This is a genomic window from Streptomyces sp. DH10 (genome assembly GCF_029813805.1).
GTDB lineage: Bacteria > Actinomycetota > Actinomycetes > Streptomycetales > Streptomycetaceae > Streptomyces > Streptomyces coeruleofuscus.
In genome coordinates this window covers 188,015-202,274 of record NZ_JARVKU010000011.1, presented here as the reverse complement: position 1 = coordinate 202,274, position 14,260 = coordinate 188,015, and the positions used below count along the sequence as shown (strand labels likewise).

At 72.1% G+C, this 14,260-nt stretch carries 15 protein-coding genes; 4 read left to right on the top strand and 11 right to left on the bottom strand.

What is annotated here, in order from left to right; all coding sequences use genetic code 11:
- Nucleotides 1–2: 2 nt before the first annotated feature.
- From QC385_RS23505 to QC385_RS23490, 4 genes are all read right to left on the bottom strand, one after another.
- Entirely contained in the window at nucleotides 3–803 is an 801-nt protein-coding gene (locus QC385_RS23505) for an alpha/beta fold hydrolase (RefSeq protein WP_279543428.1), read from the bottom strand.
- A gap of 325 nt (nucleotides 804–1,128) precedes the next feature.
- Nucleotides 1,129–2,010: a metal ABC transporter permease gene (locus QC385_RS23500; protein ID WP_279543311.1), complete on the bottom strand. Its 882-nt coding sequence runs from the start codon at nucleotides 2,008–2,010 to the stop codon at nucleotides 1,129–1,131.
- Complete coding sequence (locus QC385_RS23495) at nucleotides 2,007–2,855, bottom strand: metal ABC transporter ATP-binding protein (protein ID WP_279543310.1); 849 nt, start codon at nucleotides 2,853–2,855, stop codon at nucleotides 2,007–2,009. The genes QC385_RS23500 and QC385_RS23495 overlap by 4 nt, the downstream gene beginning before the upstream one ends.
- On the bottom strand, nucleotides 2,852–3,775 hold the full coding sequence (locus tag QC385_RS23490; protein WP_279543309.1) for a metal ABC transporter solute-binding protein, Zn/Mn family: 924 nt from the start codon (nucleotides 3,773–3,775) through the stop codon (nucleotides 2,852–2,854). Before QC385_RS23490 ends, QC385_RS23495 begins: the two co-directional genes overlap by 4 nt.
- A gap of 168 nt (nucleotides 3,776–3,943) precedes the next feature.
- Between QC385_RS23490 and QC385_RS23485 the strand changes: the two genes are divergently transcribed.
- From QC385_RS23485 to QC385_RS23475, 3 genes are all read left to right on the top strand, one after another.
- Entirely contained in the window at nucleotides 3,944–4,636 is a 693-nt protein-coding gene (locus QC385_RS23485) for a helix-turn-helix transcriptional regulator (RefSeq protein WP_279543308.1), read from the top strand.
- On the top strand, nucleotides 4,633–5,613 hold the full coding sequence (locus tag QC385_RS23480) for a pyridoxal-phosphate dependent enzyme (RefSeq protein ID WP_279543307.1): 981 nt from the start codon (nucleotides 4,633–4,635) through the stop codon (nucleotides 5,611–5,613). The genes QC385_RS23485 and QC385_RS23480 overlap by 4 nt, the downstream gene beginning before the upstream one ends.
- Before the next feature lie 61 nt (nucleotides 5,614–5,674).
- On the top strand, nucleotides 5,675–6,034 hold the full coding sequence (locus tag QC385_RS23475; RefSeq protein WP_279543306.1) for a cupin domain-containing protein: 360 nt from the start codon (nucleotides 5,675–5,677) through the stop codon (nucleotides 6,032–6,034).
- A gap of 29 nt (nucleotides 6,035–6,063) precedes the next feature.
- Here QC385_RS23475 and QC385_RS23470 read toward each other — a convergent pair whose 3' ends face one another.
- From QC385_RS23470 to QC385_RS23440, 7 genes are all read right to left on the bottom strand, one after another.
- Nucleotides 6,064–7,422, bottom strand: coding sequence for a vWA domain-containing protein (locus tag QC385_RS23470; protein WP_279543305.1), 1,359 nt, complete (start codon nucleotides 7,420–7,422; stop codon nucleotides 6,064–6,066).
- Nucleotides 7,419–8,276, bottom strand: coding sequence for an AAA family ATPase (locus QC385_RS23465; RefSeq protein WP_279543304.1), 858 nt, complete (start codon nucleotides 8,274–8,276; stop codon nucleotides 7,419–7,421). Before QC385_RS23465 ends, QC385_RS23470 begins: the two co-directional genes overlap by 4 nt.
- 120 nt (nucleotides 8,277–8,396) lie before the next feature.
- Nucleotides 8,397–9,707 carry an FtsX-like permease family protein gene (locus QC385_RS23460; RefSeq protein ID WP_279543303.1) on the bottom strand — a complete coding sequence of 437 codons (1,311 nt, stop codon included), beginning with the start codon at nucleotides 9,705–9,707 and terminating at the stop codon, nucleotides 8,397–8,399.
- Between the two features lie 3 nt (nucleotides 9,708–9,710).
- Nucleotides 9,711–10,496: an ABC transporter ATP-binding protein gene (locus QC385_RS23455; protein ID WP_279543302.1), complete on the bottom strand. Its 786-nt coding sequence runs from the start codon at nucleotides 10,494–10,496 to the stop codon at nucleotides 9,711–9,713.
- 137 nt (nucleotides 10,497–10,633) lie between these two features.
- Complete coding sequence (locus QC385_RS23450) at nucleotides 10,634–11,920, bottom strand: FG-GAP repeat domain-containing protein (protein ID WP_279543301.1); 1,287 nt, start codon at nucleotides 11,918–11,920, stop codon at nucleotides 10,634–10,636.
- The gene (iolE, locus tag QC385_RS23445) at nucleotides 11,917–12,837 is read right to left on the bottom strand and encodes a myo-inosose-2 dehydratase (protein WP_279543300.1); all 921 of its coding nucleotides are present in this window, start codon (nucleotides 12,835–12,837) and stop codon (nucleotides 11,917–11,919) included. Before iolE ends, QC385_RS23450 begins: the two co-directional genes overlap by 4 nt.
- Before the next feature lie 21 nt (nucleotides 12,838–12,858).
- Nucleotides 12,859–13,320, bottom strand: coding sequence for a GMC oxidoreductase (locus tag QC385_RS23440; protein ID WP_279543299.1), 462 nt, complete (start codon nucleotides 13,318–13,320; stop codon nucleotides 12,859–12,861).
- A 145-nt stretch (nucleotides 13,321–13,465) separates the two neighbouring features.
- On the opposite strand from QC385_RS23440, the gene QC385_RS23435 reads away from it, so the two are divergent.
- On the top strand, nucleotides 13,466–14,260 hold the full coding sequence (locus tag QC385_RS23435; protein ID WP_279543298.1) for an SDR family NAD(P)-dependent oxidoreductase: 795 nt from the start codon (nucleotides 13,466–13,468) through the stop codon (nucleotides 14,258–14,260).

Below are 14,260 nucleotides of genomic sequence, written 5' to 3'. Positions count from 1 at the left end.
CGTCAGCCTCCTGCCTCCACCCCACGCCAGAACGCGTCGACCCGGGCGTTGAACACGTCCGGCACCTCCTGGAAGGGCTGATGGGCCTCCCCGGGCAGTACCTCGAACTCGGCGTCCGGGACGCTGTCCGCGACCACGCGGCCGAGGCGCGGCGGCGTGGCGAGGTCGAGTTCACCGGCGAGGACGAGGGTCGGCGCGGTGATCCGGCCGAGACGGTCGAGCGTGTCGTGGTCGGTGAACGCCGCGAGCTGACGCTGGAAGTTCTCGACGGACTGCGGGTGTTCGAAGGCGAGCGCCTCCTCGACGAACCGGTCGACCATGCCGTCGGCGTGGGCGCGGGGCGTGTAGATCCACAGGAAAAACGCCTCGAGCATGGCGCGTTCGTCCGGGGCGCGCTCGACCATCCAGTGCCAGTAGCGCGTCATGGCGCGGAAGTAGGGGTCCGGGCGAGCCATCGTGCTCATGAGGACGAGGCTGCGGACCACGTCAGGGTGGCGGAGCGCCAGCTCCTGTGCGATGAAGCTGCCCCCGGAGAAGCCGGCGACGTGGGCAGCCGGTACCTGGAACGCCCGGAGCAGTGCCGACGCGTCGTCGGCCATCCGCGCCAGGGAGAGCGGCCCCTCGGGCAGTGGCGTACGCCCGGCGCCACGGTTGTCGAAGGCCGTGAGCCGGTAGCGGTCCGCGAGCCCGTCGAGCTGCGGCTGCCAGGCCTCGGCCGGATCCCCGAGCCCCGAGATGAGCAGGACGTCGGGTCCCTCGCCCCGTCGTTCGACCCAGAGCTCCACACCGTCGGCGTCGATCATTCGTCCCACGGCCGGCCTCCCGGAACGGGTGCGGCTCCAACGGCCCTGTCCATGACGATCTCCTCGGGACACCCTCCCGTGCTGACACCACCAGCCTCCCGCCGACGGCCGCGCGACGCATGTCCGGCGGCGGCATGCCGTTTCGGTGGCACTCCGCCAGGCTCGCTGACCACCGGGCGACCGGCACCCGCACCGCGGCGGCCTTCGCCGCCGCCCTCGGCCCCACCGCCCAGCACACGCACGGCACGGGCAGGGCCGCCGACCGGCGGCCCGCCCTTCCGCACCGCGGTTCCCGGCCCTGTGACGACCGTGGCCGCACACCGGGTCAGCTCGCCCCCGCGGCCGTCCGCCGCGCTCCCCACCGCCGGGCCCGGTACGTCCCGGTCACCCGGCACACCGCGTACACGCCGAACGAGATCGTCGTGACGTAGGGGCTGATGGGGATGCTGCTGCCCAGCGCGAGCAGGATGCCGCCCTCGATCGAGGCCACGGCGAACAGCACGCTCAGCACGGGCAGCAGCACCGGCGACGCGGTGACGCGGGCGGCGGCCGCGGCCGGGGTGACGACCAGCGTGAGCACCAGCAGCGCGCCGACGACCTGCACCGACAGGGCGACCGCGAGCCCGAGCACCAGCATGAACGCGAAGGACAGCGCACGCACCGGCACCCCGCGTGCCCGAGCCACATCCGGGTCCGTGCTGGCGAAGGTCAGCGGGCGCCACATGACGGCCAGCGCGATCAGCACCAGCACGGACGTGCCGAGCAGCCACGACATCTGCGGGGTGTCCACGGCGACGATCTGGCCGGTGAGCAGGCCGAACTTGTTGGCCGCCCGGCCCTTGTAGAGGGCGAGGAAGAGCACGCCGAGGCCCAGCCCGAACGGCATGATGATGCCGATCACCGAGTTGCGGTCCCGGGCCCGTGTCCCCAGCACCCCGATGGCGCCGGCCGCGAGGAGCGAACCGGCGATCGAACCCGCCACGATGTTCACGCCCAGCAGCAGGGCGGCCGACGCGCCCGCGAAGGACAGCTCGCTGATGCCGTGCACCGCGAACGGCAGATCCCGCATCAGGACGAAGACCCCGGCCAGCCCGCCCACGAGACCGAGTGCCACGCCGGCGATGAGGGAGTTGCGGACCAGGGCCAGCAGCTCGCCGTAGTCGGTGAAGTCGAAGATCTGCTGCCAGACCCCGCCGGCGAGCGTCATGCGCGCGCTCCGTCCGTCTCGTGGACCTGCCCCGGATGGTGCGGCGGCGCGGCGGGCCCGTCGGGGGCCCCGGCGACGACGACCCGGCCCCGCACACGCACCACGTCGACCTGCGTGCCGTAGAGCCGGGACAACGACTCGGAGGTCAGCACCTCGTCCGGGGTGCCGGCCCGGTGGCCGCCGGGGGCCAGGTACAGCACCCGGTCGACCATCCCCAGCACCGGGTTGATCTCGTGGGTCACGAAGACGACCGCCGTGCCGTGGGAGCGGCGCCGGGCGTCGATCAGCCCGGTGACGGCCCGCTGGTGGTTCAGGTCGAGGGACAGCAGCGGCTCGTCGCACAGCAGGACGCGCGGGTCGGTCGCCAGGGCCTGCCCGATGCGCACGCGTTGGCGTTCGCCGCCGGACAGCATCCCGAGCGGGACATCGGCGTAGGCCGCGGCCCCGACCGACTCGAGGATCTCGTCAACTCTGCGGCGGACCGCGCCGGTACGCGGGCGCGGCCCGAAGCGGTGCCCGTCGATGCCGAACCGCACGAGGTCCCGGGCGCGCAGCAGGGCCTGCGCGGACAGTGCCGCCTGCTGCGGGACGTAGCCGATGTGCCGGGCGGCCTCGCGAGCGGGCCGGCCAAGGACGGTCAGCGTCCCGGCGGACAGCGGCCGGCGGCCCAGCAGCGCCCGTACGAAGCTGGTCTTGCCCGCTCCGTTCGGCCCCAGCACGGCCAGGAACTCCCCGGGCCGTACGTCGAGGTCGAGGCCGCTCCACACCGTGCGGTCGCCGTACGACAGGGCCGCGCCGCGCAGACTGACGACAGGAGTTCCGTCCTGCCCGGACCCCGGGGTCACTTGGCCAGCGCGCTCGCGAGCGCGCCGACGTTGGCGGTCATCCAGCCGAGGTAGTCCTCGCCCTTCGGCAGGGTCTCGGTGACGGGCACGACGGGGATGCCGGCCGCCTTGGCCGCCGCCTCGGACTTCTCGGTCTGCGGGCCGGAGGTCTGCTCGTTGTAGACGAGCACCTTGACCTTCCTGCCGCTGAACAGGGCCAGACTCTCCTGGAGAACCCGGGGCGAGACGTCGTCGCCCTCCTCGATCGCCTCGCTGAACGCCGCGGGCGTCCTGTTCACCAGGCCGCTCGCCTCGGTCATGTACAGCGGCACGGGCTCGGTGATCGCCACCGCCTCACCGCCGTGCTCCTTCTTGATCCGTGCCTCCTTCGCCTCCAACGGCGTGAGCTTCGCCTTGAAGGCGGTGGCGTTCTTCCTGAAGGCGGCCGCGTCGGCCGGGTCGGCCTTGGCGAGGGCCGCGGATATGCGGTCGGCGACTCGGGCGACGGTGGGGAAGTCGTACCAGACGTGCTCGTTCAGCTCGCCGCCCTTCGGCGCGGTCCTGCCGGAGACCCGCACCGCGTCGATCACCTGGGCGGAGTCGTTGTGGCCGCTCTTCAGCATGCGGTCGACGAAGTCGTCGTAGCCGCCGCCGTTCTCGACGACGACCTTCGCCTTGGACAGGGCCAGTTGGTTCTGCGTGTCGGCCTCGTAGGAGTGCGGGTCCTGGTCGGGGTCGCTGATGACCGAGGTGACGTCGACCTTGTCGGCGCCGATGCTCCGCACGATGTCGCCGTAGACGTTCGTGGAGGCGACCACGGGCACCTTGGCCGAGGCGCTCCCGGCGTCGGCGGAGTCCGCCGAGCTGCCGCAGCCCGCGAGAAGGGCCAGTGACGCGCTGGTGAGCAGCGCCAGGCGGCGGGTCGTGGACGACGGGGGCATGGCTCCTCCATGGCGGATGTGCAGCGGGGGTGTCCGGCAGGAGCCACGCTAGATGGCAATGAATGTCAAGAGCGGGTTCTGGTCGAAGTCATGTGAAAACCATTGCCAGTTGTTGACCGGGGTTCGACTGGACTGTTAGTCCAACTCTTGGACCTGTAGTCTAGGTCCATGCGAGAGACTCTGGCAGCGGAACGGGACGCGATCCTCGCCGCGCTGACACCGGTCGTCGACGGGATCGCCGCGACCTTCGGACCGGTCTGCGAGGTCGTGCTGCACGACTACCGGAACCCGGAGAAGTCGGTCGTCGCCGTAGCCGGATCGGTGACCGGGCGGACGGTGGGAGGCGCGATGAGCGAGATCGGGATGCGCGTCCTCGCCCACGGGGACGAGGCGGCCGACGAACTGAACTACGTCACCCGCACCCGGAACGGGACCCTGGTGAAGTCCTCCACGATGGTGCTGCGGGACTCCACGGGAGCCGTGTTCGGCGCGCTCTGCGTCAACGTGGACGTCGGCGCCGTCAGTCAGGTCCACAGTCTGCTCGGCGCCCTCGCCGGACTCGGCGCCGCCCCCGCCGAGCCGCCGACCACCACCTTCGGCAACGACATCGACTCCGTGGTCGACGCCCTCGTCGACGCCCACCAGTCGAAACAGCGGGGCAGCTGGGTGGAGCTCGACCGCGCGGAGCGCCTGGAGCTGTTCGGCGGCCTGGACGCACGCGGTGTCTTCGCCGTGCGCGGCGCCGTCGAGCAGGTCGCCGCCCGGCTCGGCATCTCCCGCGCCTCCGCCTACAACTACCTCTCCCAGGCCCGGGCCGCGCACGGCACGGCTTCCGACACTTCCGCTGGAGGACAAGCGTGACGACCACCACCCCACCGGTCACCCCCGACGACGTCCGGGACGCCGCCGCCCGGCTCCGGGGCGTCGCCCACCGCACGCCCGTCCTGCGCTCCCGGACCCTGGACGCACTCGCCGGCGCCGAGATCCACCTCAAGTGCGAGAACTTCCAGCGCGTCGGCGCCTTCAAGTTCCGCGGCGCCTACAACGCCGCCTCCCGCCTCACCCCCGACCAGCTCTCCCGGGGCATCGCCGCCTACTCCTCCGGCAACCACGCCCAGGCCGTCGCCCTGGCCGCCCGCGAGCTCGGCACCACCGCCGTGATCGTCATGCCTGAGGACGCCCCGCCGTCGAAGCGGGCGGCCACCGCCGCCTACGGCGCCGAGATCGTCACCTACGACCGCTACACCGGCGACCGCGTCGCCATCGCCGAGGCCCTGGCCGCCGAGCGGGGCCTCGCCGTCATCCCGCCGTACGAGCATCCGCACATCATGGCCGGTCAGGGCACGGCCGCACTGGAGCTCCTCGAAGAGACGGGGGAGTTGGGAGCGATGCTGACACCGGTCGGTGGCGGCGGGCTCATGGCCGGCAGCGCCACGGTCGCCAAGGGCCTGTACCGGGGCATCCGGATGATCGGCGTCGAACCGGAGGCCGGGGACGACACCAAGCGCTCACTGGAGGCGGGCCGGCGCATCAGCATCCCGGTGCCGCACACCATCGCCGACGGGCAGGCCCTGCACACACCCGGCGAACTCACCTTCTCCGTCAACCGGCGGCTCGTCGACGACGTCGTCCTGGTCACCGACGACGAGATCCGGGACGCGATGCGTTTCGCCTTCGAACGCCTGAAGATCGTCGTCGAGCCGAGCGGCGCCACCCCGCTGGCCGCCCTGCTCACCGGCCGCGCCGGTCCCCTCCCGGGCCGCGTCGGCGTCATCGTCTCCGGCGGAAACATCGACGCCGAGCGCTTCGCCCGGCTCTGCGGCACCGGTACCCGCTGAATGGCGCGGCCCGCTCGACGGACGGACGATGGAAGCACACCCCACACGGAGGAGGAGCGTCATGCTTGAGGTGAAGACGATCGACAAGCCGGACGAGCGGCGCGACTACCCCCGAGGCCATCTGGAAGCCGTCCACATGACGGGTCTGGACTTCGCCATGGCCACGTTCGAACCAGGCTGGCGCTGGTCCGAGTCCGTGGCTCCGATCGCCGGGACCGACAGCTGTCAGATCCACCACAACGGCTATGTCCTCTCGGGCCGCATGCGCATCCGCATGGACGACGGAGCGGAAGGCGAAGTGGGACCCGGCGACGTGTTCGTCTGCCCGCCCGGCCACGACGCCTGGGTCGTCGGCGACGAGCAGTGCGTGGTCTACGACTTCGCGGGCAGCATGGCCAAGGACTACGCCAAGAAGGACTAGCCTCGCCGTCCTTCGTACGGGCCGCCTGATCACACCGGCAGCAGCCGCCCCACCAGCGCGCTCAGCTGCCGGGCGGTGCGGCACTCGTGCATCTCGACCAGCTCGGCGTAGGCGGGCGCGGCGGAATCGCCGGTGCCCCAGCGCGAGCGCTGCTCGGGGTTCAGCCAGTAGACGCGGCGGGCCCGTTCGGCGATCTGCCGCACGGCCGGCAGGTTCGGGTCGCTCATGTTCGTGCGGGCGTCACCGAGGACGAACACGGTCGTGCGCGGGCCGACCGCGTCGGCGTAGCGCTCCGCGAACTCGCCCAGCGCCATGCCGTAGTCGCTGCTGCCGTGCCAGCCCGTGAGCGTGGCCTGCGCCTCGATACGGGCACCGAGCCCTTCCGGGTCCGCGGCGCCGTGCCGCAGGAGTCCGGTCACCTCGTCGATCCGGTTGACGAAGGCGAACACCCGCACCTTGCTGAACTGGTCGTGCAGCGCCTGCACCAGCAGCATCGTGAAGTCCGAGAAACCGGACACCGACCCCGACACATCGCACAGCAGCACCAGTTCGGGGCGGACGGGACGCCGTCTGCGCAGCACCGGCTTCATCGGCACGCCGCCCGTCGACAGCGAACCGCGCAGGGTCCGCCGCAGGTCGATCGAGCCCCGGGAAGCGCGGCGGCGCCGGGCGGCGAGCCGGGTCGCGAGCTTGCGGGCGAGCGGCTGAACGGTCCGCCGCAGCTCGGCCAGCCGGGCCTGTCCGGCGAACAGGAAGTCGACCTGGTCGGCGGTCGGGGCCACCGCCCGCCGGGCGATCTCGTCCCGGCCGCGCCGCTCGGCGACCCGGCGCCGCGCCTCCGCGGCCACCAGCGCGCGGAAGCTCTCGATGCGCCGCCGGATCTCGTCCTCCAGCAGCCGGTCCGCGAACCCCGAACTCCCGCCCCGACCGCGCACGTCGTCGCGGACCCGGGCGAGCAGGGTCTGCGGGCGCAGCCGTTCCAGCGTCTGGTACGACGACCAGCCGTCCGACTCCGGCGCGGAACCGTAGCCGCCGAAACCGTCGACCGCCTCGACCGCCAGCCGGCCCAGCAGCGCCCGGTCGTCGGCGGCGAGTGCGGCCGCCAGCCGGTCCCGCAGATCGTCCCGGCCCGCGGCCTTCTCCTCCGGGCCGCCGACGCCGCGCGGGAAGTACAGGTCGAAGACCGGGTCGAACACCTGCCGTTGCCCGGTGCCGTGCAGCAGGGTCGCCGCGAGCCCCTCGCGCAGCAGCTCCCGGTCCGCGAGGCCGAGTGCCTCGACCGCCCGCGCCGCGTCGACCGTCTCGCCGGTGCCGATCCGGACGCCGTGCGCGCGCAAGGCTCCGACCAGGGACGTCAGCCGTTCCGCGACTCCGGCCGGCGTGGTCACAGGGCGTCCAGGTCGAGCTTGGCGGTCGCCTTGAGCACGTCGTCCTGGTGCTTGAGGAGCACGCCGAGGGTGGCCCGCACGACCGTCTCGTCCAGGGAGTCCGCGCCGAGCGCGAGCAGCGTGCGGGCCCAGTCGATGGTCTCAGCGACCGACGGCACCTTGCGCAGGTCCATCGCCCGCAGCGCGCCCACGACCCGGACGACCGAGCGGGCCAGCGCCTCGTCGAGCCCCGGCACCTTCAGCCGTACGATCCGGCGCTCCAACTCCTCCTCGGGGAAACCGATGTGGAGGAAGAGGCAGCGGCGGCGCAGCGCCTCGGACAGCTCCCGGCTCGCGTTGGAGGTGAGGACGACGAAGGGGCGGCGCGTCGCGGTGATGGTGCCCAGCTCGGGCACGGTCACCTGGAAGTCGCTGAGCACCTCCAGGAGCAGGCCCTCCACCTCGACGTCCGCCTTGTCGGTCTCGTCGATCAGCAGCACCTTCGGGTCCTCGCCCTGGATGGCGGTCAGCAGCGGCCGCGTGAGCAGGAACTCCTCGCTGAAGATGTCCGTGCGTGTCTCGTCCCACGACTCGTCGCGGCCCGCGCTGATGCGCAGGAGTTGCTTGGCGTGGTTCCACTCGTACAGCGCCCGGGACTCGTCGACCCCCTCGTAGCACTGGAGGCGCACGAGTCGGGCGCCTGCGACCTGGGCGACGGCTTTGGCGAGCTCCGTCTTGCCGACGCCTGCCGGGCCCTCCACCAGCAGCGGCTTGCCCAGCCGGTCGGCGAGGAAGACGGTCGTGGCGACGGCGGGCGAGGCGAGATAGCCGGTCTCGGCCAGACGTGCGGAGACGTCGTCGACGGAGTTGAACAACGGGGGCCTCCCAGGTCGGCGGCGACAGCGGACGGACAGGAGTACCTATCTAAGCGCTTGTTCAGCGACGCTGTCACGGGGGTCTGCCGCCGAAGCGGCCGGCCCCCGCCGTGTCGTCGCTCACGCCGCCGACGCCACCGCCCGCACCGCGGGAGTGCGCAGCACCCGCCGGGCCGTGGCCAGGCCCGTCCCCAGCGTCACCGCCGCCGCGACCGCCACGACCGCGAGCCACACGCCGAACGCCTGGCCCGGCAGCACCGCATCCGTGCGGACCACGGTGAACGGGACGATCCCCGCCAGCGCCGCCAGCGTGCCGAAGCACACCCCGGTGACCGTCAGGACCAGCCCCTCGGCCGCCACCACGCCCAGCACCTGCCCGGGGGTGGCCCCGGCGAGGCGCTGCTGCCCGAACTCCCGCTCCCGGTACGTGGTCGCCGCGTACAGGGAGTTGACCAGCATCACGCAGACGAAGACCACGATGATGCCGACGACCGTGAAGTTGAGCGTCTCCAGGTTCTTCGCGTCGACCGACTTCACCGCCCCCGAGGCCGCGACGGCGTCGCTCTCCACGGCCTGCATGGTCAGCGTCGCCGTGCCGACGGCGGTGAACAGGATCAGCGACATCAGGATCCCGGCGAGCTGCCCGGCCCGCTCGCGCAGATTGCGCACCGCCAGCCAGCCGCTCGCGCCGCCGAGCGGCAGCCGGTCCAGCACCCCCGCCAGCAGCCGCGGCGCCATCAGCGCGCACCCGACCGACAGCAGGATCGCCCCGTACGCCGGCGGCGCCATCAGCGCCGCGTCCGTCGCCGAGAACACGAACGTCGAGGTCACCGACATGGCACCGGCCACCAGAGCCGCGTAGGCGAGAACCGTCCGCGCCCGGCCCCGACGCCGGCCCCCGCCCGTAGCCCGCCGCACGGCGAGGAACGCGGCACCCGCGGCGGCGAGCAGCGTGATGCCGGCACCGGACTGCGACGCCACCGGGCCGAAGGAGTGGTCGACGGACCGGGCGACCTGACCGCTGTCCCGGAACATGTCGAGCAGCGCCCGGCCACCGAGCATCGCCGGCCCGGCAGCCAGGGCCGCGCCCACCAGGGCCACGACCACCGCCTCACCCACCACCATCCGCTTGATCTGCGCCGGAGTCGCCCCCGAACAGCGCAACAGCTCCATCTCGGCGGCCCGCTGGCGAACGTTCACCGTCAGCGTCGAGGCGATCGCGAAGAACACCAGCAGGGTGCCGTAGCCGCCGACCACGCCCGCAGCGGTGGACAGGGTCTCCGCGCTCACCGGGTCCACGCCCGGCTGCCCGGCCGTGTCGTGCATCGAGTTGAACGTCATGATGATCACCGCGCCCAGGAACGCGGACAGCAGGGTCGCCAGGAACCGCCCGGGCCGCTGCCGTATCGACCGCATCGCGAGAACGAACACGCCTCACACCCCCGCCGGCACGTCGTCGCCCAGGTGCGCCAGCCGCTCGGCGACCGCGTCCGCCGTCGGGTCGTCCATGCGGCCCGCCAGCCTGCCGTCCGCGAGGAAGAGCACGCTGCCGGCGTACGAGGCGGCGACCGGGTCGTGCGTCACCATGACCACCGTTCGGCCGTGCTCCCGCGCCGCCTCCCGGAGCAGCCGCAGCACGTCCCGCGCACTGCGCGTGTCCAGCGCGCCCGTCGGCTCGTCCGCGAAGATCACCCGTGGCTCGGTGACCAGCGCCCGCGCGATGGCGACGCGCTGACGCTGACCGCCCGACAACTGGTCCGGTCGATGCCCGAGCCGGTCGCCCAGCCCCACGGACGCCAGCACCTCCCGGACCCGCCGCCGGTCCACGCGCCGCCCCGCCAGCTTCAGCGGCAGCACCGTGTTCTGCGCGACGGTCAGCGTCTCCAGCAGGTTGTACTGCTGGAACACGAATCCGATCCGCCCGCGCCGGAACCGCGTCAGCTCGGCCTCGCCGCCGCCCGTCAGTTCCGTGCCGTCGACCCGCACGATCCCGCTGTCGGGCCGGTCCAGCCCTGCCGCGCACTGCAACAGCGTCGACTTGCCGGAACCGGACGGCCCCATCACCGCCGTGAACGTGCCACGCCCCAGACCGAGCGTCACAGCGTCCAGGGCGGTCACGGCACTGTCGGCGCTCCCGTACGTCTTGGTGACCTTGACCAGCCGCAGCGCCTCGGCGGCGGGTCCCGGGCCCTGATCCTGTCGTGAGCCGGTGCGCAGCATCGTCGTCCCCCTTCGTCCTTCGTCCGGCACGCCCTGTGCCTCGCCGACGACGCTACGGAGAAGGCGACCCGGCCACACTGGCCGCAGAACCCGTATCGCGGGGTGTACTCAGCGACACCCCGCGACGCGGGCGGTCGTCAGCCGTCGCCGCCCGGCGGCGGTGTGACCGGCGAGGGCCAGGCGAAGGTGTTGGTGTAGAGGCGCACCTTCGGGTCCTTGGCCCGGTAGTAGCCGACGGTGTCGTAGGCGGTGATGGCGAAGTCCAGCCTGCCGTCACCGTTGAAGTCCGCTATGGCGATACGTGCCGTGGACTGAGTGCTCACCTGCTGTTCGACGAGCGTGTTCCCCTGCGCGTCGAGCTTGAGGTACCAGACGCCCTGCGCCGGCGCGGGGCCCCGCATGCCGATCAGGAACTCGTCGTCCCCGTCGTTGTCGAAGTCGGCGACGACCACATGGTGCCCGGTCGCGTCCAGCTTGGGCTGGGGGTGGGCGAACACCTTCAGCACGTTGCGCCGCCAAGGCCTGGCGAACGGCGAGGCCGTGGTGTCGGGCCGTACGTAGGCCGCGACGGTGTTCCCGTGGAACGGCTCCAGCGTGACGATCACCGCGCAGGACCGCCCGCCGATCCGGCCGACCGCGAGGTTCCCGCTGCCCTGGAAGTACCGGCCCAGCTCCGGCGACTTCTGCGGCGGCACGCCCGTACCGAGGGTGAAGTGCTGCCAGGGGCCGTTCGCTCCGGGGCCGGGGCCCAGCCAGCTGACTCCCTCGCCGCCGGCCAGCAGGAACGACTCCCGGTCCGGTCGCGGGGTGCCGGGGAAGCGGGCCGCCACCACGCCGTGCACCACGGTGAAGTGCGAGGTGTCCACGGCCCGGCCCGTCCAGCCCTCGGCGCTCAGCACGTCGTCGGGCAGGTCGTACACCATGATGTGCACGGGGGAGTGGACGCCGGCCGCGCCGCCCTGCGGCCCGACCACCGGGAACGCGGCGAGCTGGAGACGCCGGTCGGTGGTGAAGTGGCCGAGCCGCACCCGGTGGGTGGAGACCAGGTCGGCGACGTGCCTGCGCTTCCACGGCCCGTCGGGCTGTGACGTGCCCGGGTTCTGGAGCCAGGAGATCTTGCCGTCCTGCGGGCCGCAGTCGAACATGCAGTTGCCGTAGTCGTGGCTGAGGACCAGGTCCGGCAGGCCGTCGCCGGTGAGGTCGGCCGCGTCGAGGGCGACCGGCTTGTGGCCGCCGAAGTCCGCGATGGTCCGCTTGGTCCAGGACGGATTCTGGTACCAGACGACCTGGCCCTGGCTGAGCCCAGAGGCGACCAGGTCGGGACGTCCGTCGCCGTCGATGTCGACGGCCTGGAGGAAGTAGCCGTCACGGGGGTCGGCGTCGATGACCGACTCGGTGAACCTCGGTGTGGCGTATGCGCTCACAGCCCCAGCCCCCTCAGGTAGTCACGGGCCAGCTTGGCGTAGTACAGCGGCGGGCGCGGCCCGTGCGGGTCCTGCTCGGCCTCGACGACCAGCCAGCCCTTGTACTGCTTGGACTCCAGGGCGGTGAGGACGGCCGGGAAGGGAACCCCGCCGGAGCGGTCGCCCGGCACCGTGAAGATCCCGGCCCGGACGAACTCCTCGAAGCTCGCCGAGGCCAGTTGGGGCCGGTCGCGCACGGCCTTGCGGATGTTCTTCAGGTGCACGTGCCGGATCCGGCTCGCGTGCGCCTCGACCACCGTCACCGGGTCACCGCCGGCCCAGTACAGATGGCCGGTGTCCAGCAGCAGGTGGACGTACTCGGGGTTGGTGCGCTGCATCAGCGTGTCCACCTCGCCCTGGGTCTGCACCCCGGTGCCCATGTGCGGGTGGTAGACCAGCTGGAAGTCGCGCTCCCGGGCCAGCTTGCCGGCCTCGTCGAGGCCTTCGGCCAGCGCCTTCCAGTGGTCCTCCGTGAACACGGGCTTGGAGGCGCTGAGGCTGATGGGCATCAGGTGGATGGAGTTGCCGAACTCGGCCACTCCGATGCTCCTGGTCTTCACCGGCCCCTTGATCGCGTCGAGGAAGTCCATCCGCTCCTCGAAGGCCGCGATGGTCCGCTCGCGCATGCCGGGCACCGTGAAGAACGTGCTCACCCAGGGCTCGGTGACGCTGAGCCCGCGCAGGCCGAGGGCCTCGTTCAGCGCGTTCACGTCGGTCGGGAACTTGTGGCCGATGCTGCACCCCTCGAAGCCCGCTAACGCGATCTCGCTGACGCACTGTTCGAAGGTGAGGTCGTCGCCCAGCAGCGGGAAGTCGTCGTTGGTCCAGCCGGTCGGGGTGATGCCGATGTGCGTGTCGGGCAGCCTGATCTGGGTCATGGTCGTCCCTCCGTGACGTGTTCAGGCGCTGGGCAGGATGCGCTTGATCTGCTCGACCGACTGGAGCGCCATGGCGCAACTGGTCAGCGTGGGATTGGCGGCGTTGCCGAACGGGTGCAGGCCGTTGCCGCCGAGGAAGAGGTTCTTGACGCCCCAGACCTGCGAGTTGGGGTCGACGACACTGGTCTTGCGGATCTTGCCCATCCGCGTGGTGCCGGCGATGTGCAGGGGCAGGCCGGGAGTGAGGAACTGCGGCTCGGAGCCGGGCATGAAGCCGCCGAGCTGGGCGGCGACCCGCATCATGTGGTCCATCATCCGGCCGCAGTCGGCCCGTTCCTCCCGGGTGAGCTGGAAGTGGAACGTCGGCTGGGGCATGCCGAAGGTGTCCTTGATGTGGTTGCTGAAGGTGATGCGGTTGCTGCGGCGCGGCCGGGACATCCCGAACCACCGCAGGTCGACGATGAGCCGGTCCAGTGCGCCCACAGGTGCTCCGGCGCCGTCGCTCGTGCCCCCGAGCCCCCGGCGCGTACCGGCGTCCCGGCGCACCCCCTTCGGTATGACTTGGAGGGATGCCCGGGCAAGGGCCGCGGGTACCCGATCACTCCACTACGCGAAGGGTTGACACGGCATGCAGATCGATCTGAAGGGCCGCACCGCTCTGGTGACCGGCTCCACGCAGGGCATCGGCGCCGCGATCGCCGCGGGCCTGGCGCGGGCGGGGGCCAGGGTGGGCGTCAACGGCCGCTCGGCCCAGCGGGTGCAGGAGGCCGTGGACCGGATGCAGGGTGGAGTCCCCGGCGCCGACCTGGTGCCCGTGGCCGCCGACGTCACCACCGACGAGGGTGCCCGGCAGGCGCTGGACGCCCTGGGCCAGGTGGACATCCTCGTCAACAACCTCGGCGTCTTCGAGTCCGCGGACCCGCTGGAGATCAGCGACGAGGAGTGGCGGCGCTACTTCGAGGTGAACGTCCTGGCCGCCGTGCGCCTCACCCGTCTGGTCCTGCCCGGCATGAGCCAACGCGGCTGGGGGCGCGTCCAGTACATCGCCAGCGACTCGGCGGTCGTCATCCCCGCCGAGATGATCCACTACGGCATGTCGAAGACCGCCCTGCTGGCGGTGAGCCGGGGCTTCGCCAAGCAGGCGGCCGGCACCGGCGTCACGGTGAACTCCGTCATCGCCGGGCCGACCCACACCGGCGGCGTCGAGGACTTCGTCTACCAGCTGGTCGACCGAGACCTGCCCTGGGACGAGGCCCAGCGCGCCTTCATGCGGCAGCACCGGCCGCAGTCCCTGCTCCAGCGGCTGATCGAGCCGGAGGAGATCGCCAACATGGTCGTCTACCTCGCCTCCGACCAGGCCTCGGCGACCACGGGCGGCGCCCTGCGGGTCGACGGAGGTTACGTGGACTCGATCCTGCCCTGA